This window comes from Vibrio gelatinilyticus (genome assembly GCF_022836845.1).
Classification (GTDB): domain Bacteria; phylum Pseudomonadota; class Gammaproteobacteria; order Enterobacterales; family Vibrionaceae; genus Vibrio; species Vibrio gelatinilyticus.
The window spans coordinates 375030-396831 of sequence record NZ_JAJNNZ010000003.1 but is presented as its reverse complement, the minus strand read 5'-3'; the positions used below and the strand labels follow the sequence as shown (position 1 = coordinate 396831).

Below are 21802 nucleotides of genomic sequence, written 5' to 3'. Positions count from 1 at the left end.
CTCACAAAGCAACGTCACGCTTTAATTTGTCTTAAACTGCCATTCGTTTAGCATTAAGCGCCAATTAATAGACATTTTGTGAATTATTCGCCAAAGTTAGATATAAATAACATCGAGTTAGCCGCTATTAGCTTTGAACAATAAGTGACATCTTAAGTCTTCTTTCTCGGACTTGTTCAAGCCTAGCTCATTTGGTTACCCATGGATGGTTTCGTAGCAGGGTTATTGCCTGTAAAAATGATCACTCAAATGATCCACGTATAAACGTTTGAGTGTTAACTATGAGATCGCTAGAAATGAAAGCACCCAACAGAAAAGAGCGAATTGACGACCTACTGCAACACGTAGCTAATGAGGTCTACGCATTCGTCCACGAGAGTGGACAAACTTCCAATGAAGGCTGGGTATCATCGGTTGTTATTCAAAAACAACTCGGCCTAAAGCAATATTGTGCACCTATCGGTTCTTCCAATGACACCCCAAAAAGCTGGCTTTTTAATATCGTGATGCGACGACTTCAAGAGCAAAATAAAGTCGAATATAGACGCGCAGGTTCCCGCGTTTCCTATCGTTCCAGCCACTTCCACTAACAACGATGCGTCACTAAGATAAACGAGAAACAAGCGACTCCAATGGGGCTACACTGATTTTAGCATCTCCATCGTGGCGCTTGATAATGTGCTTTACGATAGCAAGGCCTAACCCCATAGCCACCAGAGTTTTTACCAGAGCCGTTTCTTTTGCATAACGTTGAGCATTACCCAATAGGTTCACGAGTGCACGGTTTAGTGACCATGTATGACGTTTAAGGGTTAGTTTTTTAAACTTTAGGAAAAACTAAAATATCTTAAAACAACACCTTGATGTTTATACAGCAATCTCTTCATTCATAAAAAGAATTGCAATGTAATGGTTTGTCGTAAGTAGGTCTACGGTTCACCACAATTAAAAAAGCCCATATTCATTGCTGAACATGGGCCTTGCAACAATGCATTTACTCGTTATTCATCATCTAGTGGTAAAAGCTTTGTACTTCCCCCATGAAACCTCTCTCGTCTGCGCTGAATTAGAGCATAGAACCCTGGGATCAAAAACGTACCTGCAAGTAATACACACAATAGGCCACCAACGAGAGAAATACCTAATGAGTTTTGACTGACGTGGCCAGCGCCACTTGCAAACACCAGCGGTAATATCCCAAGAATGAAGGACCAAGAGGTCATATTCACCGCTCGGAATCTAAGTTTACCGCCGGCAGCCGCCGCTTCATCAATACCCACCTCTTTTTCTTCTCGTTCAATTTTCGCAAATTCTACGATCAAGATAGCGTTCTTAGCGGCCATTGCTATCAGCAGCACTAAACCTATTTGAGCGTATAGATTGAGAGGTATCCCCGCCAAATTGAGTGCTAAGAAAGACCCCAATGTAGCCACAGGCACAACCAAAATGATGGCCAGTGGGATGGACCAACTCTCATACTGCGCAACCATGAATAAGTAGATGAAAATCAATGCCAGCGCAAATGCATAGATAGCTTGATTGCCCGCAAGAACTTCCTGATACGCCATACCAGTCCACTCGTATTGGTAACCCATGGGCAATACCTGAGCAGCGACTCTTTCCATCGCGGCAATGGCATCACCACTTGAGTAACCCGGTGCTGGTTGACCTTGGATCACCGCGCTTCGATACATGTTATAACGCCACGCTACATCAGGCTCGAATACCTGCTTATAGGTAACAAGAGTGCTAAGCGGGATCATTTCACCTGAAACAGAGCGCACATGAAATAGCTGTAGATCTTCCATTCCACTTCGATATTGGCTGTCCGCTTGCATCGTTACCCGGAAGTTTTTACCAAACATCGAGAAGTCATTGACATACAAAGAGCCCAAATTTCCTTGTAGCGTTTGGAAAATCGATGACAATGGGATACCAAGTTGTTGAGCCTTCTCACGGTCAATATCAACATAGTAGTGTGGGACATTAGCTCGGAATGTACTAAAGGTGTAAGCGATTTCAGGCTGCTGACTTGCGGCTTTGATAACATCTTGCATCACCAGCTCTAAATTGGTTCTACTGCGACCTAAGGTATCTTCTAATACAAACTCAAAGCCTGATGCAGAACCCATCCCTGGCACAGCCGGAGGCCCCATCGCGAATACAACAGCACCTGGGAGCTGTTGAGCGGCAACACCATTAATGCGCATCGCAATGGCGTTAGCCGAATGATCTCCATCAAGGCCGTTTCGCGCATCCCAATCTTTAAGTTTAATAAACAGCGACGCACCATTTGATGCGGCAGCGCCAGTCATAAATGCGTAACCGTTCGCAACAGTGATACCATCTATTCCGGGTTCTCGATTGATAAGGTCAACCAATTGCGCTGATGTTTCTTCTGTTCTCGACAAAGACGCAGAATCAGGAAGCTGTACATTCACCAGCAAAATACCTTTGTCTTCTTGCGGGACAAACGCTGTCGAAGTCGATTTTGCAAAGTAGGTAACGGCGCCAACGGCAATAATAAAAAAGGTCACTAGCAACAGCGCTTTCTTGACTAAAATGCCAGCCAATTTCCCGTACTTTTGCGTCAGGTTGTCTAACCCTCGATTGAAGGCAAGGAACCAACGTGCTGTATTTCCACCGCCTTGTTTGAGCACCAATGAGCAAAGCGCTGGTGACAAGGTTAACGCATTAATGGACGAGATCACCACTGAAATACAAATAGTCAGCGCAAATTGACGGTACATAATTCCAGTAATACCGGGTAGTAACGTGACAGGAATAAACACCGCTAGTAGAACCAATGTCGAGGTAATGATTGGCCCGGTCACTTCTTTCATTGCCATTAATGTTGCTTTGCGAGGCGAAATACTCGGGTCTCGCTTCATAATGGTATCAACGTTTTCAATCACTAGGATGGCATCATCAACAACAATACCAATCGCCAGAATAAGGCCAAACAAAGTGACGGTATTGATGGTAAAACCCGTGATATTCATTATCGCAAAAGTACCAATAAGAGATACTGGAATTGCGACTACCGGGATCAACGTAGCTCGTGCACTACCCAAGAACAAATAGGTCACAGCAATGACTAAAAGGATCGCCTCGATTAAAGTTTTAACAACCCCTTTGATCGATTCTGAAACGAAAGTTGTTGTGTCGTAGCTTGTCTCATATGCCATTCCTTCGGGGAAATTGACACTCAACTTCTCAAGCAGATCCATTACAGCTTGCCCACTTTCTAGGGCATTAGCATCAGATTGTAATGACAGAGCTACAATCGAAGCGTCTTGGCCTCTGAAAAGACCTGAGCCGTCATAAAACTTTTTGCCTAATTCAACTCGAGCAACGTCTTTAAGGTAGACTGTTGAACCGTCTGGATTGGCTCTTAATACGACATTTTCAAATTCATCAACACTTTCAAGGCGCCCCTTAGTGACGAGGTTAAATTGAACTTCTTGTGCATTATTGAAAGGTGCAGCCCCAACACGACCTGCCGCAACCTGAACATTTTGTTCGGCCAAAGACGCATAGACATCAGAGGTTGTTAACTTCAGGTTGGCCATTTTATCTGGGTCTAGCCAGACGCGCATTGCGTACTCACCACCACCGATAACACTGACTTCACTGATACCTTTCACACGAGCCAGTTGATCTTTGACGTTTAAGTTAATGTAGTTAATCAGGAACTTATCATCGTATTTTCCGTCCGGAGAATAGAAATTGAGTACCATCAACAAATCTGGGGAGCGCTTCTTAACCGTCACACCAACCATACGAACTTCTTGCGGTAACTTTGACTCTATCTGCGACACTCGGTTTTGAACATTCACTTGTGCCATATCAGGGTCTGTACCGATATCAAACGTAACGTTCAACGAGTATGAGCCATCATTGGCGCTTTTCGAAGACATGTAAATCATGTTTTCGACACCATTAACCGACGTCTCTATTGGATCCGCTACCGCTTCTTCGACCACTTCGGCACTAGCACCAGTGTAGAATGCAGTTACACTCACCGATGGAGGGCTGATCTTTGGATATTCAGCGACAGGCAAGACCATCAGAGAAATGGCACCGGCCAACGTCAATATAATTGAAATGACTAGAGCAAATTTGGGCCTTTGTATAAAAAATCGACTTAACATTAGCAATTATTCCCCTTGCTTAATTGACGCAGTTTGGTCAACTTGCACTGGAATGCCATTTCTCACGCGTTGAAGACCTTGAGTAATGATCTCTTCATTCGCGTCTAGGCCTGAACGAATAATAATCCCATTGGGTAATTGTGAACCAAGCGCAACGTTACGACGTTCCGCTACATTACCCTTGGTCACGACCATCACAAAATTGCCTTCAAGATCAGTTTGAACCGCTTTGCGCGGTACGACGATGACATTGGTTGGCTGTTTCTCCATGAGTTCAACACGAACGTGCTGACCCGGCAGTAATCTCTGTTGTGGGTTAGCAACAATCGCTCTCATATTGAGTGTGCCTGTTTTCAGGTTGATCCGATTTCCCAGATAATCTAACTTGCCCTGATGTTCGTAAATTCGACCATCTTCCAAAATAACCCGAACATCCACACCATTAGATTTGTCCTTACCATCACCCTCTATTTCATCCATACCCAGCAACAGTCGTTCACGTTCACTAATGCTGAACGCTGTATAGATTGGATCCATGCTTACTAGGGTTGTCAAAGCACCAGAAGATGGAGAGAGCAAGTCGCCTGTGCTCACTTTACTTTCAGAGATGCGCCCGCGAAATGGAGCTCGAATGCTGGTATACGATAGATTAACTTCTGCTACTTTGACTTGCGCTATCCCGGCATCGACCATTGCATTGGCACTTTGTCTTGCTGACGTGAGAGCATCAAATTCGGCTTGAGATATGTTGTTGCTTTTAATTAGATTCTGCCCACGTGCAAAATCGAGCTGTGCTTTTTTTAACGCAGCGCGTGCCTGAGAAAGGTTTGCTTTTGCGCTCGCCACCTGTGCTTCATAAAACGAAGGTTCGATTGAATACAAAAGCTGATCTTTTTCAACGACTTGACCTTCGCTAAAATGACGTGACTGTAAGTACCCAGAGACTTGCGCGGTAATCGACGTATCTTCAATGGCTTCTGTACGACCAATATAAGACTTACTCTGTTGATGTTGAACGTTTTGAACGTTCTGTGTAGTGACAACTGGAAGAGGGGCTGATTGATTGGATTTAGTTGATTCTCCACATCCAACTAGTAATACGGCGCCCACGAGAGTGGCCAAGATCATTTTGTTCGGCATTAAAACACCACTTAGTTATTTTTGGAACAGACCACCGCAGACTACCAAATTCATAACTAAATGAATGTCTTGGAATTATCAATATTCCAAATGAAAGTGTTTCAAAACATTACCCATACTTTATACAGCATCACTTTCTGTCACTTTTTGGCCGTTAAAATGATCATGATACATCGCCATAAAATCTGATCGAATCTCCTGCTCTAAATGAACAGCCAATTCTGTTGGACAAAAAATCATCACATGTACGATTTGCTCTCCGGTGGCGCCACTAGAGATGTGAATGTGAGGTTCAGATCCGGGTAAGTCCACTCCCGCGTGTTTCTCGATGACACCATTGTAGCGCCGTGCTACATCTATGAAGTCTTCACTGTGCACTTCAATGCGATCTTCTAGACCCGACAGTAACGGGTAAAGATTCTCAAATGTAGGTACAACTATTGAAAAATTATGATAGACATAGCGCTTCATAAAATTGAGGTTCTTCACTGCATAGGTAAAAAACATGCTGTTGGGAAGGGTGATTGTTTTACCTGTGAAGTGATATTGACCATGGTATAGATCGATTTCCTGGATCACCGTAGCCATTAAGTTGTGTTCAATAACCTCTCCACTGGTCTTACCCACTTCGATCCAGTCACCAATGCGAAACGACCTTGAGCTCGCCCGTTGAATCGATCCTGTAAAACAAAGAATAATCTCTTTTGAAGCCACAACAATAGCGACGGCAATCGCGGTGACCGAAAGTGCAAACTGACTAATTTCTGACTTCCATATCAGAAACAAACAGACGACCAATATACCAAACGCACTGTTCTTGGTGAAAAACATCCACTTTCTTTGCTGATCTGAGAGAAACAGGACATCTCCGCGAATGCCAGAGAGGATCAGCCTCCTCACAATCAGAATAAAGCTGATAACGAGTAAGCTAAAAAGGAACTTGTTCGTCCACAAGAACTCGATGACTTTTTCAGTATCTTCCATAACTGCCAACCTATGTTAAAAAAACACCGCCAAAAGTTCACCTCTTGACGGTACCGATTCATAATTATAATCAATCAGTTAGCTTTAACGATATCTTATCGCTGTTTGCTTAGCAATTTCTACAATCACATTCACTGCCGCCTGCATCCCCTCGACGGTAATAAATTCGTGAATACCATGGAAATTATAGCCGCCGGTAAAGATATTCGGGCAAGGCAGCCCCATAAAAGATAACCTTGCGCCGTCGGTACCTCCACGAATAGGTTTTAACAGTGGCTTGATATGGCAAGCTTGCATAGATGTTTTTGCTATCTCAATAATGTGAGGGTGTGGCTCTACCATTTCTTTCATATTGCGATAATTGTCTGTAAAGGTTATTTCGACTCGGCCCTGTTTTAATCCCTCGTTAAACGTTGCCACTTTATCTATCAGGTACGCTTTTCTGTCCGCCAGTCCCTGCTCATCAAAATCGCGCAAGATATAGTGTAAGCTTGATTTTGCTACGCCCATATCTGCTGAGGTCAAGTGATAAAAGCCCTCATAGCCTTCAGTACATTCAGGCGTCTCTTGAGAAGGCATTTCGGCTTGGAAACGTGAAGCAAAGGTCATCGAGTTAACCATTTTATTCTTTGCTGTACCAGGGTGAACATTGACACCAAAAAACTCCACGATCGCCGTTGAAGCGTTAAAGTTTTCATATTCGAGTTCACCTACAGGTCCCCCATCAATAGTGTAGGCCCACTTTGCCCCAAATTTGTCCACATTGAAAAGGTCTGCACCTCTTCCTATTTCTTCATCCGGCGTGAAACCTATATGTATATCGCCATGAGGAATGTCCGGGTTCTCGGCGAGAAACTCTACCGCTGAAAGGATCTCAGCAATTCCCGCTTTATTGTCCGCCCCTAGCAAAGTTGTACCGTCGGTGGTGATGATATTGTGACCATGTAACTTGTGTAAGTCGGGGTATTGAATAGGAGATAGCACTTCGTCCCCTTTACCCAGAGCGATATCTCCCCCTTGGTAATTCTCAACGATTTGTGGAACCACATTTTTACCTGAAGCATCTGGCGCCGTATCCATATGTGCAATAAACCCGATTGCAGGAACATCATATTCAACATTACTAGGTAGCGTGGCCATCAAATAACCGTTGTCATCTAAGTTGACATTGCGGAGATCGAGAGCTTTTAACTGAGAAAGAAGTAATTGCGCAAACTCTAACTGACCTGCACTACTTGGGCAGCTCTCGCTTGACGGGTTAGATTGCGTGTCATGAATGACATATTGGAGAAACCTGTCGACTAAACGATTCATATTCAATTCCGTAACCATTTTATTGATCCCTTCATGATACTGATTAGGCCCTAATGGGATTTGTGATGAATCAGTTTTCATTCAAATAATGGCATACTTCCTTGTCGACCCCACTCCTCCTCAACCACTACGCCTAAAATTCCTACATCATGGTTGATGTCCATACGGCATGATCTGACTACTATATGGCTATATGTAAAATAATAGTGACAGGAATGAACGAAATGACGACTCCGTTTGATTTTGACTTGAGTAAGAGAGTAAACCAAACAAAGACCGAAGAAGTATCCAGTGAGGAGAGTCTTAGACAGCATGTGGTAAAAGCGGCGCAAGTGAAAGGCTACAACACGCAAGACATTAACCCTGTTTGGTTTTCATTGTCACAAGCGTCCGAAATAAAAAAAAGGATACTTTAAAAAGCATCCTTTTCTAATTTTTGTCTAGAAAACTATTTGTGTTTTATAAGCAATTAGCGGTGTAAACCGATATCTCTTTGCATATGACCTGACAATTCGTTTGAGTAATATGTATTTTCTACTTCACCCTTGCCAAATAAAATATCTAGAAAGTGAGCAATCAATCCTTTGATGTTAACCGAATAGGTTTTCTTATCCATAGAGGTCGCTACAGCGATGTTAGTGATGTTCATTGCTTGTGCCATGATTGCCTCTCAAAAATGTTGTTATTCGTTTCGTTGAGACAAATATAGCCAATAATTCATCGGGTAAAAAATGACAAATTTTACCTTTTCAGATTACTTTTTCTAATACAACAACACCTTAACAACTCACTATTATTAAAATAAACTAAAGATGGCTATTTATGCAATTTACGCGTCACTTGGAGAATAAATAGTCACTTGACGTGCAGTGCATCCTTATTTTTGTATACAAAATGTTAATTTTAACTTGCTTCAATAAGCAATCTAATCCTTACCAATACTTAAAATAGGATTATATTTCTTTATCTATTGAAACAAGCTCATTTCTCCCTCTAACTACGGAGGCTAGTGTTGCAAACACCATTACAGAGATAACCACCACAAGCGACCAAACTGTCGGGATCTGCCACTGACTGTCTACCAACATCATTTTGACGCCAATGAAAATCATAATGAACGCAAGAGCAGGCTTTAGGTACACGAATTTATCCATCATACCTTGTAAAACGAAATACAATGAACGCAACCCGAGCAAAGCAAACACATTGGCTGCCAATACTAAAAAGGGCTCGCGAGTCACAGCGAAAATGGCAGGGATAGAATCCAACGCAAACATTACGTCCATAAACGCGATTACAACGATAACGACTAACATGGGTGTAAACTGACGTTGGCCATCTTCTAACACAGACAATGCCTTTCCTTGATAGCGTGTCGTAATGGGCAAGAGTCGCCTCAACAGTTTTTCTGGAAGCGGATTAACCTCGCCATGACCTGTCTCTCTTGTGAGTTGTATTCCGGTCCAAATAAGAAACGCAGCAAACAGGTACAACACCCAATGAAACTGAGCCAGTAGTTGCGCGCCAACAGCGATCATCAGCGCACGTAACACCAACGCTCCTATTACACCCCATAATAGTGCACGAGGCCGTAACTTCTCTGGGACAGCGTATTGTTGGAAGATAATGGCGAAGACAAACAGGTTATCGACACTCAGCGATTTCTCTAACAAATAGCCTGTTATAAAAGCGAGCGTTGCTTTCTCTGCGCTATAGCTACTTTCAGGTGCATAGACGTCCCAAAAAAAGTAGATTGTGGCAGCAAAAACGAAAGCAAGTACAAACCAGAATACACTCCAGATCGCTGCTTTTCTTACAGAGATTGTTCCACCACGAGTTTGGTAGATATCGATAGCGACAAGTAAAGTGGTTAATAGTCCGAAAGACAGGTACATCAATGGGGTCATAAGTCCTCCAAGGCGGAAGGAGGCTGGTGTTAGGTAGACCTTCCGCAAATCAAAATAACCAGACGACCAGCAAGCTTCCCTTAAATTGTGAGGGGAACTTCGTGGGTACTGAAACATTTGTATGCGTTGGTCTCGTCAAAGTGCTATTAGATAGGACTTATACTTACCGGATAAGCGAAGCTTAACGAGATGACGATAAGTAAACGGGTGACTACTCCCCAAACAGGCGAATTCTAGAGCGAGAATTTGTTTTCGTCTAGCTGTTTTTTATTAAGAAAAGTAACTTTTAAAATAAAAAACCAGCAAGCGATTTCTCATCACCCACTGGTCGCGTTTGTTACTCGATTATTGTGCGTTTGTCTTAGTTAGCTTTTGGCTAGTATCTTTCCAATATTGAATTCGACAACGATGCAAGCGAGCTTTTCTCATTTTTTTCATAGTTAATTCCTTCTACACTCTTACGCATTCCAAGTTACTCATTGAATGTAACAATGAAATGACAACCATAAGACCATTTTGTGACAACGTTATTGGGCTGTGCTTAACAGCATGACGATTTCCGTTCCGTCACTGGTCATCGATAGCGTTTCTGTTGCTAACGTATTCTGAATCTCATTTTTTCTGACCCAGGTAAATAGTTTAGATTCCTGTATGGGAGCTGAGTTCAAAAATTTTATTAGCTTTTGGTCTGCGGTTAACATTCCGTGCAATTCGACTTGCTCTTGAATATTAAAGTGTAAAGAGCCCATTTTCACCTCAGCTAATTGGTATCCATCCACTCGTAGGTTGGTCTGTAATTGACTGTATGCGTGCGTCGTAAATGGTGCAGTGATTATGGATTTAATCACTTTGTCATCTTTTGTAACAAAGCGAATATCGACATCCACACCCCGGTAATTGACTTCAAAGACACAATACTCGACGAACTCTTGTTCTCCACAATCAAATACGTCGGGTAACGCTAATAGTTGCGGCCTGTTTGCTAGTGAGGTTTGCCCGGAGATATAGGAGTTAACCCAGTGGTAACTTGCGCTATGGGCTAAGTTACTTAAAAAAATAACATTACTCAGCAGCAGTAATAAGACAGCCCCAAACTTCATAGACAACGTTATTAACCCCGAATATTCCTGAATCACCTTTGCAAAATATAGCCTGAAATACCTAGCAACTCATCCTCTTCCGCTCTACGCCCCCAAACCAAAATATGTGAGCGATACAACGATTTAAGGCGTAGATCTTCGGAATGATGTCAACACCATTCTTTTTGCATAGATTAGCCTTAGGATAATAATAACGATGGACTGAATAATGAAACATCTTACCCTACTCAGCGGTCTTAGTAGCCTCATACTGCTTACTCCAAGCGTACTGGCGCAACCACTTTTAACCCTTGCTGCCGAAACAACCTCAAGGGACTTTCCTATTGAAAACAACCAGCCACTGGTCATTCCCATTTCTAAAGGCAATTATCAGTTAACTGTATCGAACACTTCGGGCCCTTGCATAGAGCAAACCTTGAAAAAAGTGAAATTCAATAAACCTATTGTACTCAATTGCAGCCAGCAAACGACTCTGCCATTGAAGATACGCTTTTCAGGCGATTACGCGTTTCACTATGATGAAAGCCACAATACACTACTGTTTAAACGCGAACCCAAAAAATCGACTAAAACTACCTTTAAAAGACCTATTCCGAAAGTCGAATGCCAACGTTTTTCACCTAGTGAAAAATCAATTTATATTGGCGACACTTTTGAAAGCGGAGTGCAATTAAAAGAAGTGTTTTCAAATCAGGTTGTTCGCGTGGACAACGGGTACGTAAAGATCACTCCAAGTGCGAGCAATGGCGGCCTTGTATTATTAGAGCCAGTCGTTGATCAACCAATCGAGCGAACCGAGCTCGATTACCGAAACGCGAATATCTATTTCATCATGGTTGACCGATTCCACGCTCATAACGCTGACTCTACTCAACCCTATTTACGACAAAAAGACGGCATGCAAGAAATTGGCTCTTTCCATGGCGGCAATCTTAAAGGAATTATCGACAAGCTCGACTATATCAAGGAGCTCGGAACCAATGTGATCTGGTTGTCCCCCATCGTTGAACAAGTTCATGGTTTCGTTGGAGGGGGCGACAGTGGGTCATTCCCCTTTTATGGTTATCACGGATACTGGGCGCGAGATTTCACCAAGGTTGACCAGAGTTTTGGAGACGACGCTGATCTAAAGCTACTAGTAGAAGAAGCCCATAAACGTGGTCTAAAAATACTGCTCGATGCAGTCATCAATCATCCAGGGTATTCAACACTCGCAGATGCGCAGTTCGACCAACTTCCTATAACAAAACAACCCAATACATTACCAACCTCTTGGGCAAGCTGGTCACCAAGCAAACAAGAAAACTGGCACAGCTATCACGAACAGATCGATTACAGCTCTGCGCAATGGGATAATTGGTGGGGTCCAGATTGGGTTAGAACCGGGCTACCAAATTACGATAAACCAGGTTCGAGTGACACCACGCTGTCGTTAGCCGGTCTGCCCGATTTCAAAACCGAATCAAGCAACACGGTTACGCCTCCGCAATGGCTAATTAACAACCCTGGTACGCGCGTCCAAGCTCGCAACAATTACACAGTGGCTGACTACCTTGTTGAATGGCAGACCGATTGGGTAAAACGCTTTGGTATTGATGGCTATCGAGTTGACACGGTTAAACATGTCGAAAGTGACATTTGGCTAAGACTTAAACAAGAGGCCACCAGCAGTTTAGAGCAATGGCGAGCAAGTAATAATCAAACTGGCCAGCCATTCTGGATGATGGGTGAGGTCTGGGGACACGGAGCTTATCGAAGCCCCTACTTTGACGATGGCTTTGACGCACTCATCAACTTTGATATGCAGAAAAAGCTCGATAAGGGAGCCGTTTGTTTAACCGAAATGGCAGATACCTACCAGCAGTATTCACAGTCGATGCATTCTGCCAGTGATTTCAACCCTGTGAGCTATATGTCATCCCATGATACAGAGTTATTCTTTAGCCGATTTAAGTCACACGATATGCAAAAAGCCGCTGCAAATGCGCTGCTCTTAAGCCCTGGGGCGGTACAAGTTTATTATGGCGATGAAGTGGGTCGCGACATTGGACCGTACGCTGATGATTTCCATCAAGGTACCCGATCTGACATGCTTTGGGAGCTGTCAAATGAGAAGAAGTCGCTACTTAGCCACTGGCGAACCGTTGGCCAGTTTCGAGATAGGCACCCTGCAATTGGTGCTGGAAAACACATCGAAATTCCAAACGATAGCGCCTATGTTTTTTCAAGAGAGCTTGACAACGATAAAGTGATTGTCGCCTACTTCGGTAACTAGAATTAATAAAGGGTTCTACATGGCTCATGTTAGTGTCATTAGAGCCCTTTATTTACCTGTTTGTCGCTAGCTTATTTATAGCCGCCTTCGATTATCGGCTGCTCCAATCGCAATCGGATGCGGTTACGATGAATGGCTTCTTTGGGTAAGCTAATAAAACCGAACTGATTGAGTACAGCTTTCGAATTGTCAGATAGCGTTAAACCAACAAAAAACTCTTCCTACTCGTTAAAATACTCTCGATTAGGGGGTAAATTGAGGTACATATAATAGACACTCGCCAATGGGTATCTTCCCGAAAGGATTGTTTCCTTATTAACATCGTAGCTTTCGCCCAGATCATCGATGATTTTTAATGGGTGACTATTCTCAAACTGATCGGTGTAGACCACATAACCAATTGCTCCATCTTGCGAACTCAATTTTTTTTCGAACGCGGGCTGGTCTGCCAAAAACTGAGTGGCAACATAATTACTTTCGCCACAAGCTACCCAACTTGAAAACTCTTCATGCATAACCAATTGTTTATCAATGGCAAACGGAACCAGAGGATCACCTGAGCTACCATCGTCATTTTTCCAGCGTATTACCTCTGGAGATGGATTACAGCCGAAGAGCTTTTTTACTTCGGCAAGGGTAATTTTCTGACCGCTATGTTTCTCATTACTTAGGATCGCAATAACATCGGCGGTGAAATACAGCTCGGTTGGTTTATAGCCAAACTTTTGTTGGAATTGCGCTATTTCTCGATCTTGCCACTTTTTAGAGCTGATCCCCATTTTAAATCTTTGATTGGTAATACTAAACGGCACATCTTCGCTACCGATAACACGAATATCGAGCTGCCTTTCCTCAACTAAAGCCTTCATCAAAGGCACTAGATTTGGCTCTACAGCAACAACTGAGTTTGGCGACTGTGCTCTGGCTAACGCAGAAACGTGAACCAACATAAAAGTCATTAACAAATAACAGCGTTTATTCACTAGGGGCCTCCACTTTACTGGCACTACTCAAGCGCTTTTCGGAAGTAAAAATATCCCATGCTGGATCCACTTTCATTTCTGGTCGATAAAAAACAGCAATGGTTCTTCTTTTACGCTTCTTAAGTTGCTCTGTATAGGTTGTTACTTGAGTAAATTCCTGTTCAGAAATTCTTGTGCGATCTACACTGATCCGCACCAGCAGTTTTGGAGACCGAGTTAAGTGAGTACAATCACTAACGAGGTGAACCATGACAAACAAGAAAAAACGTATTATCCATTCCCCTGAATTTAAAGCAGAAGCCCTGAAACTAGCAGAGAAAGTGGGAGTAGCTGCGGCAGCGAGGCAACTGTCGCTACACGAATCCCAGATCTATGGTTGGCGTAAGGCAGTTAAGAGCGACACCAGTACCAGTCAGCGAGAAAAAGATCTAGCCGCTGAAGTTGCCAAACTCAAAAGGCAATTGGCTGAGCAAGCGGAAGAGCTAGATATCGTAAAAAAGGCCACCTACTTCGCGAAAAACCTAAAGTAGATTACTACGAATTTATGCTCGAACACCTGCTGTGCTTCAGTGTTGTCCGCATGGCTAAGGTGTTCTGCGTTTCACGAAGTGGGTTTTATTACTGGATTAAGCATCGCCACAAGACCGTCCAGCGCGAGGTAACTCGCCAAGAGCTTGATACGAAGGTCAAAGAAGCTTTTGACAATAGCAAAGGCCGTGATGGCTCAAGGCGCATCCAAAAAGAGCTGGCTGAGAACGGTGATAACCGTAATGTTAAAACCATTGCCGCCAGTATGAAGCGACAGGATTTAACGCCGAAAGCGGCACGTAAGTTTAAGTGTACGACGGACAGCAAACATAAAATGCCAGTGGCTCCGAACCTGCTGGCTCAGGACTTTAACGCTGAGGCTCCGAATCAAAAGTGGGCGGGAGACATCACCTATGTGGCGACAAGTGAAGGTTGGCTGTATTTGGCGGTAATCATTGACCTTTATTCAAGGCAAGTAGTCGGTTGGTCTATGGATACCAGGATGACGGCAACTCTGGTTTGCGATGCGTTATCAATGGCCTTGTTCCGTCGAGGATTCCCTGAGCAGGTTATCGTTCATAGTGACCGAGGTAGTCAGTACTGCTCAAAAGATTATCGAGACCTCATAACTGCTTATAATCTAAAGCAAAGTATGAGTAGGAAAGGAAACTGCTGGGACAATGCTTGTGTTGAGAGCTTCTTCCATTCAATGAAAGTTGAAGCGATCCAGTATGAACCGATCATGATGCGAGACGGGATGCGCCAAACAATCTTTGAATACATAGAGGTTGATTATAATCGAACAAGAAGGCACAGTGCTCTTGGGTATCTAAGCCCAGTTAACTTTGAAAATCAAAATGTCGCTTAATGAAGTGTCCAGTCTGGCTGGAGCAGATCACCTTAGTTTGGTACACAGCACAAAATCGTCACCAAGCCTATCGAACACACAATGAGTACCGGAAAATAGCCTACAATAAGCCTTAGTTGCCCATCACAGCATTTATTGGAGGCTATATATGTACGGATTTTCAACCAAGTTTAATGGCAGTTATGACGAGGCGATCGAAAGCGTGACGCAAGAGCTCGCAAAAGAGGGGTTTGGCATTCTTACCGAAATCGATGTTAAAGCCACTCTTAAAAAGAAACTCGATGTTGATAAACGCCCCTACATTATTCTAGGTGCATGCAACCCTACCCTTGCCAATCAAGCCATTTCCGCGGAACCGGATATTGGTTTGCTATTGCCGTGTAATGTGGTCGTTAGAGAAGAAGAAGACCTATCGATTACCGTTTCTTTCATGGATCCTGAGGCCGTACTCAAGCTTGTAAACCATCCGGATGTACAAGGCTTAGCCGCTCAAGTGAAAGAGAAGCTCTTACGAGTTCGCGCAGCTCTAAGTTAATAATCATTACTCTAAGGTCTTAAGTCTCATGGCCAGACAGTGCTCAAGGTGCGCTTTCTGGCTAGTTGCTCTTTCGCCTTAAAAATATTCTTTGTCGCGTACACGCTAAGAATTTTGTTACTATTACGGCGTTTTTCACACCTTACTGTGCGTGTGCTTTGAGCCTAGCGAACACTGCGCTAATTATGATGCAAAAAAAAAGAGAGAAATCATGACAGACAGCAAAGATGTAATTGATAACTTACAGGACCTAGAGCAATTTATACTTTCCGTAGAAAACGGGGGACTGGGTTTAGAAGGTGTTGCTGGGATAGGAATGGCAACCAATAATGCTGATGGCCGACACTTTATCGCGGTTTTTGACGCCAATCACAAACTTCTTTTGGCGCGCTGGGTAACCGATGATGTTTTTGAAAATGGTAAAGATCTTGTCCGAAACGGCGCTGGTCGAATCAACTAGAGAGTCGCTTCATCGTCCGTGTTACACATCAACCACTCCCTATAATTCGCCTTTGGACATAAGCTCCCTTCTCGCAACAGCCCTAAATTCATCATTCCGCATTTGATGCGGAATCTATTGTCAGAGTGTGGTTAGGGCAAACGCCGGATCCATAGCAGCCTGCACAATGCCATTTCGACGCATATGCGTCCCATTATTTCAGTCGTTATAACTAGTTCAGTCGTTATAACTAGTTCAGTCGTTATAACTAGAATTCACAAAGTCAGCCCCATAAGACATGGGCTGACTTTTCATTTCATTTCATTTCATTTCATTTAGGTTTTGATTATCGAACAATGGCCTGTTCTAGTACCTTCAGGTCGTTGTGTAAATGCGAAAAGGGCTCAAGTCCAAGTATCATGTCATCCCAATCCTGCTTGGTGAGCTCAAAGGTTCTTCCCTCGTTTGGCTGGGCAGTAATGGCAATCACTCCGTTTCTCAAAGCAATAGCGTAGTGTTCATGCTCATCGGTGAAGTGGAGATTAAATTCAATCTGCTTGCCTTCTACTTGTTTAGAATCCACCATAAATCGTAAGTAGTGGACATTGTCTCTCAACGGAGAACTGGCCAGTTTTTCTGCAGTGACCGCCCCTAGCAGTTGACTGAGTTGCTGATAGTTATCCAGAGTAGTTCCTGCAAATTGCATTTTACCTTCGTGTAACAAGGCTTCTGAAATGTAGAAACCACGCGCATTGGCGGATGTGGTATGTTGTCCCAAAGTACGAGCCGCATTCGCACGCAGTTGTTTGACCTCTTCAGGCATGACACCCATATTCATGAGCTGAGTCGTTAAGAACAAGCTCCACTGCGTACTAGCAATATCGCCCTTAGCTTGCGCTTTGGCAATCATAGCTATCACGGCATCGGTGCCGCCCATCGCCTCGACGGTTTTTTCTGCTTGCTGTTTTTTGGGAAGCGGGTTGATGTCGTATACGTCCCAACCCATCCAACCAATTCGGGAGCTATAAACCTGCTTGGCATAGCTCTCAACTTGTCCATACGTCTCTTTGTCGGCGCGCAGTGATTCTGGCATATGGATCCACTCAGCGATCTCCTGTCCGTCTTTACCCATAGCGATACCCCGGTAGGTCTGATCATGGATCAACTGCATGCTGTCGCGAAATGAGGTGATTGCCTGATGAGCGGCAACACTGCCGATGTTAGCAGAGCCATGAATATCGACGTGATACTCAATATCACGACTTAATGCCAGATCGGCTGCGTCTACCATTCTCATTGGATCACGGTAAATATCCCCGCGTAAAGTATACAGATTGAAGAGGCTGTTGCTGTTCATGGCATTTGAGACCAGCAGTTTTTGTTGCGGGAAATAAAACGCTACCGAATCGAGAACATCGGTTTGACTTGGTAAAACTTCCACTGCGAGACCGGCGACAGTGTGGTTTTCAACGCTGCCATTCTTGAAGGTAATATCAGGAGCCATAAATCCGGACTCACCAATAAGCTTATCTTTGCTAAACCCGAGCTTGCTCGGAAAAGCATCTTTTCCCTCCAAAGGGTGCAACATACCAAACTGAATGACCGCTCTGGTCGAGAAATTACCGCTTAGTACACTGATACCAGAATCCGCTTGCAGGTTTGTCACCAGATGTTCATGGCCGTAGATCTTAGTACCTTCATCAGCCCAAATTGATGTACCGTGGGTATAGTGAGAGTGTGTGTAAAGAATGGCGGCAACAGCGATCGGCTTTCCGAGTTTCTGTTCTAGTGCTGAGCGCTGTTCTTTTGCAACCTGAGTGCTATCACCAGTATCAATGATGATCCACCCCACTGGAGCGTTTATGGCAATGATGTTACCGATACCCCAACCTGCTATGCGATAAACCCCATCTGTAATTTCGGTGATGTGTTTAGTCTCGACCTCATAGTTGACGTCCACTTCAGCTTGCGGACGCGTAGTGATCGCGCCGCTTTTCGTGGTCACCAACTCCGTATGCAATGACATTCCATATTGATGGGAATGAGCCGATGCGGCACTGGTTATGGCAAAACCAATAAGTGTTGCGGTTAGTGTCTTTATTGTATTACTCATAGTCATCGAATCTATAAACCTCGTAATTGAATGTATCCAACTCCCATTAACGGGTTCACTTTGCATCTGTTTAGCAGTGGTATTTTGAGCGTGATGGATACAGTTTAAAGGGCTATCCCCTAGTTGATGTTTTAAAGTCTATGGATCGGCGTTAACAGAAACGATGAATTACAGCGATTCATTTTTGAGCAGGTTAGCTCAAGGTGAAGCGACAAAAATGAATTTGTTCAATTCATGGTCAGCGTGACTGCCTCACGGTTAAATACACCCCAACAGAGTTACTTCCCCTAACCATTAAGGTGAATCCATGAACAAGAAATTAATCGCATCTCTACTTGCGGTATGCAGTGTCACTACATCAACATTGGTAAGTGCCAAAAACGTAACCCTTTCCTCTGAGCCAGTGCCACTGACGACTGCAGTCAGTAAGGAGTTCTATCAGTTCTCTAAGCAGTTCCCTGCGGCGAATACCTCGGCACTGATGGAAGGTTATCCAGCCGGTGATGCTGAGTGGCACGAGTTTATAGCGACCAGAGACGCAGCCGCTGGAGTGCGAGCTCAGGCATTGTCGGAGCAGTTGGGGGCGACTATTGTGAAAGATACGATTGCCGGTGTATCGGTATATTGGATTACACCTAAAACGGTTGCACCAGAGCTAAAAGATAAGCTATTTGTCGCGGTACAGGGTGGAGGTTACCTACTTAATGGAGGCTTGGCCTCGACTACAGAAGGGATGGTTGTTGCACATCATATGCAAATTCCGGTACTCGCCATTGATTACAGCAAGGGCCCTGAGTCTCCGGCTCCAGCGGGACGTGACGATATTGTGACTGTATGGCGTGCGTTATTAAAAGATCGCACGGCGGACTCAATGGTTATGGGGGGCTCATCGGCAGGAGGAGCATTATCCGTGTTAGCAGTGCAGGAACTTAACCGTATCAAGGTTTCAGCGCCAGCCGGTTTGTATGTGGGAACACCGTCTGTGGACATGACATTCACCGGAGATAGCCGCCACATTAACGAAGGCGTCGACCACATCCTCGGTAGTTGGCGAGGCTTAGGGGAAGCGATGGTGGATGTCTATGTTGGCAATAAAGATCTCAGTGATCCTTTGGTGTCACCTATTAATGGCAGTTTTGAGAATTTTCCACCAAGTTATTTGATCACCGGAACTCGTGATCTGTTGCTGAGTGACACGATCAGGTTGGACAGAGCACTGAAGCGAGCTGGGAACGTTACTGAGCTAAATGTTTATGAAGGTCAGTCGCATGGTGACTATATGGCCGCTCTGGGAACGCCAGAGTCCAACGAACACTATCAGGCGTTAAGCCGGTTTATGCGAGCAAACTTACTATAGTTTTTATTGTATAGTTTTATCGAATTGAACGCCCCAGTTTTTACTGGGGCTTTTCGTATCTATTAACTGAGGAATCAGAACTGCTGTTTATAGCCTCTGATAGATGTCCAGTGCAGTCTCTTCAATTCCTGGAGTAAAGAACTGCACGTCCATACAAATGAGCAAAGCCAGCAATCACCCCACTGTAAACACTCGGCATATGTAGCTCGTCACGATGGGTGGCCAGCTCTGCAGAAAGACGGATGATCAATGCTATGGTGTTGGGGCCACATAGTGAAGGGATGGATAGCGGAACCAAAGCGATGGAATCCTAGTCCGGCGAAATGTTTTCCGCTTGTTTTTCTTGTAAACAGCATATTGAATTCGATATCGACAATGATGATGCCGCCACCATGGCGCGAATTGGGCACATCGATACTGAGCTGGTTTAAAGCCGTCACTCCGTTGAAGAAGCCCATACACAAGGGAAACACGGTTAGGTGTCTATCGCTTTTCCCTGAGAGACGATGTAGTTTTTGTCGCGCCCTTTGCTGAGTCCCAGTAGCACGGTGGCAGCAGCGGGCGGGTTCATGATGGGCAGTAGACCAATGACGGTTAAAGTCAGGTAAGTAAACAGTGTTTCTATTTGCATATGGTTTTCCTGTTGGTTAGACAACGGCTGAAAGTAAGAAAGTTTGCGTTAAGTAAAGGACGCTGAAAAAGGCAATGGCGTCGGTTAACGTGGTTAGAATTGGGCTAGAGAGCATGGCTGGATCAAGATTGAATCGTTTGAGAAGCAGTGGCAGTGAGCCTCCAATAATGACTGCCAATACCGAAGACACCGCATAGGCAGCGCCAATCAATAGGGGCAATGCCAGTGGTTGTTGGTCATGAGTGATCATGGTCAGCACGGCGAGTACGAGGCCAATCAGCAGGCCATTGACTAGCCCTATCGGCATTTCTTTGAGTACTACGTAGAGCAGATCTTTTGTGGACAGCCGTCCGGTGGAGAGCTCGCGGATCGATACTGCTACCGCCTGATTACCTGCCGCACCAGAGAGGTTCGCGACCAATGGCAAGATGGCCGCAAGTACGGCTATTTGTTCAATAATGGGTTCATAGGCGGCGATAATGGAAACGGCGATATAACTTAGCACCACGGAGGGCAGTAGAAAAGCAAGGCGGCGCACGTTGCGTACCTTCATTGGCATGGCGCGAAATTCGTCTCCCCCTAATACGCCCGCCTGTTCTAACAGTTGTTGTTTGGAGTTCTGGTACAGCGCTTCGTTCAAGTGAGTCGAACCGACCACGCCGATCTGAAACCCTTTGTGATCGACGACCGGAATGACTGAGTGTGGTTTACTGTCGAGCACACTTTTCAGAGCAGTTAGGTCGTTATCGGGTGCAATAACCGGCACCGTGAGATCCAGGTAGTCTCTTAATTTCGCTCCGTAAGGGCGAAGAAAAATGTCGCGTATTTTTAACGCACCGAGGTACACTCCCCTTTCATCGTGAAGATAGACATAGCGCCATTCCAACTGCTCTGAGGTTTGTTCTTCTGCCCTTAGGGCGGAACCCAGATCGGCGACGGTTGCATCCTGATCTAACTTAAGCACTTCACTTTTGCAGATCCCACCAACCGTATCACTTGAGTAAGCGAGTGCCGCTTTCTCTTCGTATTTCCAGTTTGAAGGCAGAGAGAGCCTCAACTGATATTGATACTCTTCAGGCAAGTACTTAAGCAAAAGTCGCCGGTCTGGGGATCGCAAAAACTGGAATAGCGGGATAATAGTCTCTATGGGTAATGTCTTTACCACGCTAATCAGTTCAGTGTCATTAAAATGATCAAGAAGATTCGCGGCCAGTTGAGGAGTGACCAATGTCAATAGTACCCATGTAACGGCGCGCTCTTCTCTAGTTAGCTTGCGAAAAACAAGTGGTAATAACACGGGTTCTGCGGTTCTAAGGCTTTCCGAAAGGCCAACGCTATCAGTAGCGGATATCTGTTCTAGTAGTGAGGCATAAAGTGCCTCTGCATCTTTCGAATGCAAAGGCATGGAAAGAAAAGTCATAGTGAACACCTTTCAATGAAAACAGTGAGTACAGTCTGTTAACTGCTGTCAAGC

At 44.4% G+C, this 21802-nt stretch carries 20 protein-coding genes and 1 pseudogene; 7 read left to right on the top strand and 14 right to left on the bottom strand.

The genetic code is table 11. The annotated features are described in order from the left end of the window. Positions 1-281: 281 nt before the first annotated feature. Complete coding sequence (locus LNL84_RS05900) at positions 282-590, top strand: hypothetical protein (protein ID WP_244355803.1); 309 nt, start codon at positions 282-284, stop codon at positions 588-590. Positions 591-603: 13 nt separating this feature from the next. On the opposite strand, the gene LNL84_RS05895 is transcribed toward LNL84_RS05900, so the two are convergent. The 5 genes from LNL84_RS05895 to pepT form a co-directional block, all read right to left on the bottom strand. Beyond that, positions 604-774, bottom strand: a complete 171-nt coding sequence (locus LNL84_RS05895) for a hypothetical protein (RefSeq protein ID WP_244355802.1) — start codon at positions 772-774, stop codon at positions 604-606. Positions 775-1001: 227 nt separating this feature from the next. Continuing rightward, complete coding sequence (locus tag LNL84_RS05890; protein WP_244355801.1) at positions 1002-4154, bottom strand: efflux RND transporter permease subunit; 3153 nt, start codon at positions 4152-4154, stop codon at positions 1002-1004. A 6-nt stretch (positions 4155-4160) separates the two neighbouring features. Continuing rightward, positions 4161-5294, bottom strand: coding sequence for an efflux RND transporter periplasmic adaptor subunit (locus tag LNL84_RS05885; protein WP_244355800.1), 1134 nt, complete (start codon positions 5292-5294; stop codon positions 4161-4163). 120 nt (positions 5295-5414) lie between these two features. Continuing rightward, entirely contained in the window at positions 5415-6278 is an 864-nt protein-coding gene (locus LNL84_RS05880) for a mechanosensitive ion channel family protein (protein WP_244355799.1), read from the bottom strand. Positions 6279-6362: 84 nt separating this feature from the next. After that, positions 6363-7592: a peptidase T gene (pepT, locus tag LNL84_RS05875; protein WP_244355798.1), complete on the bottom strand. Its 1230-nt coding sequence runs from the start codon at positions 7590-7592 to the stop codon at positions 6363-6365. Between the two features lie 215 nt (positions 7593-7807). Between pepT and LNL84_RS05870 the strand changes: the two genes are divergently transcribed. After that, positions 7808-8008: a hypothetical protein gene (locus LNL84_RS05870; protein ID WP_244355797.1), complete on the top strand. Its 201-nt coding sequence runs from the start codon at positions 7808-7810 to the stop codon at positions 8006-8008. 53 nt (positions 8009-8061) lie between these two features. On the opposite strand, the gene LNL84_RS05865 is transcribed toward LNL84_RS05870, so the two are convergent. From LNL84_RS05865 to LNL84_RS05855, 3 genes are all read right to left on the bottom strand, one after another. After that, the gene (locus LNL84_RS05865; protein WP_244355796.1) at positions 8062-8253 is read right to left on the bottom strand and encodes a hypothetical protein; all 192 of its coding nucleotides are present in this window, start codon (positions 8251-8253) and stop codon (positions 8062-8064) included. Positions 8254-8545: 292 nt separating this feature from the next. Then, the gene (locus tag LNL84_RS05860; RefSeq protein WP_244355795.1) at positions 8546-9499 is read right to left on the bottom strand and encodes a TerC/Alx family metal homeostasis membrane protein; all 954 of its coding nucleotides are present in this window, start codon (positions 9497-9499) and stop codon (positions 8546-8548) included. A 527-nt stretch (positions 9500-10026) separates the two neighbouring features. Continuing rightward, the gene (locus tag LNL84_RS05855; RefSeq protein WP_244355794.1) at positions 10027-10605 is read right to left on the bottom strand and encodes a hypothetical protein; all 579 of its coding nucleotides are present in this window, start codon (positions 10603-10605) and stop codon (positions 10027-10029) included. Between the two features lie 202 nt (positions 10606-10807). Between LNL84_RS05855 and LNL84_RS05850 the strand changes: the two genes are divergently transcribed. Then, positions 10808-12874, top strand: coding sequence for an alpha-amylase (locus LNL84_RS05850; protein ID WP_244355793.1), 2067 nt, complete (start codon positions 10808-10810; stop codon positions 12872-12874). Between the two features lie 221 nt (positions 12875-13095). On the opposite strand, the gene LNL84_RS05845 is transcribed toward LNL84_RS05850, so the two are convergent. Together LNL84_RS05845 and LNL84_RS05840 are read right to left on the bottom strand one after the other, a co-directional pair. Next, positions 13096-13857 (bottom strand): substrate-binding domain-containing protein, encoded by a 762-nt coding sequence (locus LNL84_RS05845; RefSeq protein WP_244355792.1) that lies wholly within the window; start codon positions 13855-13857, stop codon positions 13096-13098. After that, positions 13850-14107: a hypothetical protein gene (locus LNL84_RS05840; RefSeq protein ID WP_244355791.1), complete on the bottom strand. Its 258-nt coding sequence runs from the start codon at positions 14105-14107 to the stop codon at positions 13850-13852. Before LNL84_RS05840 ends, LNL84_RS05845 begins: the two co-directional genes overlap by 8 nt. On the opposite strand from LNL84_RS05840, the pseudogene LNL84_RS05835 reads away from it, so the two are divergent. From LNL84_RS05835 to LNL84_RS05825, 3 genes and pseudogenes are all read left to right on the top strand, one after another. Beyond that, positions 14106-15253 (top strand): annotated as a pseudogene (locus LNL84_RS05835) (IS3 family transposase). The gene LNL84_RS05840 and the pseudogene LNL84_RS05835 sit on opposite strands and share 2 nt — an antisense overlap. A 148-nt stretch (positions 15254-15401) precedes the next feature. After that, complete coding sequence (locus LNL84_RS05830) at positions 15402-15788, top strand: DUF302 domain-containing protein (protein ID WP_244355790.1); 387 nt, start codon at positions 15402-15404, stop codon at positions 15786-15788. A 211-nt stretch (positions 15789-15999) separates the two neighbouring features. Next, positions 16000-16248: a hypothetical protein gene (locus LNL84_RS05825; RefSeq protein WP_244355789.1), complete on the top strand. Its 249-nt coding sequence runs from the start codon at positions 16000-16002 to the stop codon at positions 16246-16248. Between the two features lie 325 nt (positions 16249-16573). Here LNL84_RS05825 and LNL84_RS05820 read toward each other — a convergent pair whose 3' ends face one another. Then, positions 16574-18340, bottom strand: a complete 1767-nt coding sequence (locus LNL84_RS05820; protein WP_244355788.1) for an alkyl sulfatase dimerization domain-containing protein — start codon at positions 18338-18340, stop codon at positions 16574-16576. 307 nt (positions 18341-18647) lie between these two features. Between LNL84_RS05820 and LNL84_RS05815 the strand changes: the two genes are divergently transcribed. After that, entirely contained in the window at positions 18648-19697 is a 1050-nt protein-coding gene (locus LNL84_RS05815; RefSeq protein WP_244355787.1) for an alpha/beta hydrolase fold domain-containing protein, read from the top strand. 121 nt (positions 19698-19818) lie between these two features. On the opposite strand, the gene LNL84_RS05810 is transcribed toward LNL84_RS05815, so the two are convergent. The 3 genes from LNL84_RS05810 to LNL84_RS05800 all read right to left on the bottom strand — a co-directional run bounded on the left by LNL84_RS05810 (position 19819) and on the right by LNL84_RS05800 (position 21748). Continuing rightward, a complete protein-coding gene (locus tag LNL84_RS05810) occupies positions 19819-19995 on the bottom strand; it encodes a sulfite exporter TauE/SafE family protein (protein ID WP_244355786.1) in 177 nt (58 codons plus the stop codon). A gap of 177 nt (positions 19996-20172) precedes the next feature. Beyond that, a complete protein-coding gene (locus LNL84_RS05805; RefSeq protein WP_244355785.1) occupies positions 20173-20328 on the bottom strand; it encodes a hypothetical protein in 156 nt (51 codons plus the stop codon). 16 nt (positions 20329-20344) lie between these two features. Beyond that, positions 20345-21748 carry a magnesium transporter gene (locus LNL84_RS05800; protein WP_244355784.1) on the bottom strand — a complete coding sequence of 468 codons (1404 nt, stop codon included), beginning with the start codon at positions 21746-21748 and terminating at the stop codon, positions 20345-20347. Positions 21749-21802: the final 54 nt, after the last annotated feature.

Excerpts from the sequence above, each read along its gene's own strand:
- LNL84_RS05900 (WP_244355803.1), top strand. The coding sequence starts at position 282 with ATGAGATCGCTAGAAATGAAAGCACCCAACAGAAAAGAGCGAATTGAC.
- LNL84_RS05890 (WP_244355801.1), bottom strand. The coding sequence starts at position 4,154 with ATGTTAAGTCGATTTTTTATACAAAGGCCCAAATTTGCTCTAGTCATT.
- LNL84_RS05865 (WP_244355796.1), bottom strand. The coding sequence starts at position 8,253 with ATGGCACAAGCAATGAACATCACTAACATCGCTGTAGCGACCTCTATG.
- LNL84_RS05815 (WP_244355787.1), top strand. The coding sequence starts at position 18,648 with ATGAACAAGAAATTAATCGCATCTCTACTTGCGGTATGCAGTGTCACT.
- LNL84_RS05860 (WP_244355795.1), bottom strand. The coding sequence starts at position 9,499 with ATGACCCCATTGATGTACCTGTCTTTCGGACTATTAACCACTTTACTT.
- LNL84_RS05850 (WP_244355793.1), top strand. The coding sequence starts at position 10,808 with ATGAAACATCTTACCCTACTCAGCGGTCTTAGTAGCCTCATACTGCTT.
- LNL84_RS05870 (WP_244355797.1), top strand. The coding sequence starts at position 7,808 with ATGAACGAAATGACGACTCCGTTTGATTTTGACTTGAGTAAGAGAGTA.
- LNL84_RS05820 (WP_244355788.1), bottom strand. The coding sequence starts at position 18,340 with ATGAGTAATACAATAAAGACACTAACCGCAACACTTATTGGTTTTGCC.
- LNL84_RS05800 (WP_244355784.1), bottom strand. The coding sequence starts at position 21,748 with ATGACTTTTCTTTCCATGCCTTTGCATTCGAAAGATGCAGAGGCACTT.
- pepT (WP_244355798.1), bottom strand. The coding sequence starts at position 7,592 with ATGAATCGTTTAGTCGACAGGTTTCTCCAATATGTCATTCATGACACG.
- LNL84_RS05830 (WP_244355790.1), top strand. The coding sequence starts at position 15,402 with ATGTACGGATTTTCAACCAAGTTTAATGGCAGTTATGACGAGGCGATC.
- LNL84_RS05840 (WP_244355791.1), bottom strand. The coding sequence starts at position 14,107 with ATGGTTCACCTCGTTAGTGATTGTACTCACTTAACTCGGTCTCCAAAA.
- LNL84_RS05825 (WP_244355789.1), top strand. The coding sequence starts at position 16,000 with ATGACAGACAGCAAAGATGTAATTGATAACTTACAGGACCTAGAGCAA.
- LNL84_RS05805 (WP_244355785.1), bottom strand. The coding sequence starts at position 20,328 with ATGCAAATAGAAACACTGTTTACTTACCTGACTTTAACCGTCATTGGT.
- LNL84_RS05885 (WP_244355800.1), bottom strand. The coding sequence starts at position 5,294 with ATGCCGAACAAAATGATCTTGGCCACTCTCGTGGGCGCCGTATTACTA.
- LNL84_RS05880 (WP_244355799.1), bottom strand. The coding sequence starts at position 6,278 with ATGGAAGATACTGAAAAAGTCATCGAGTTCTTGTGGACGAACAAGTTC.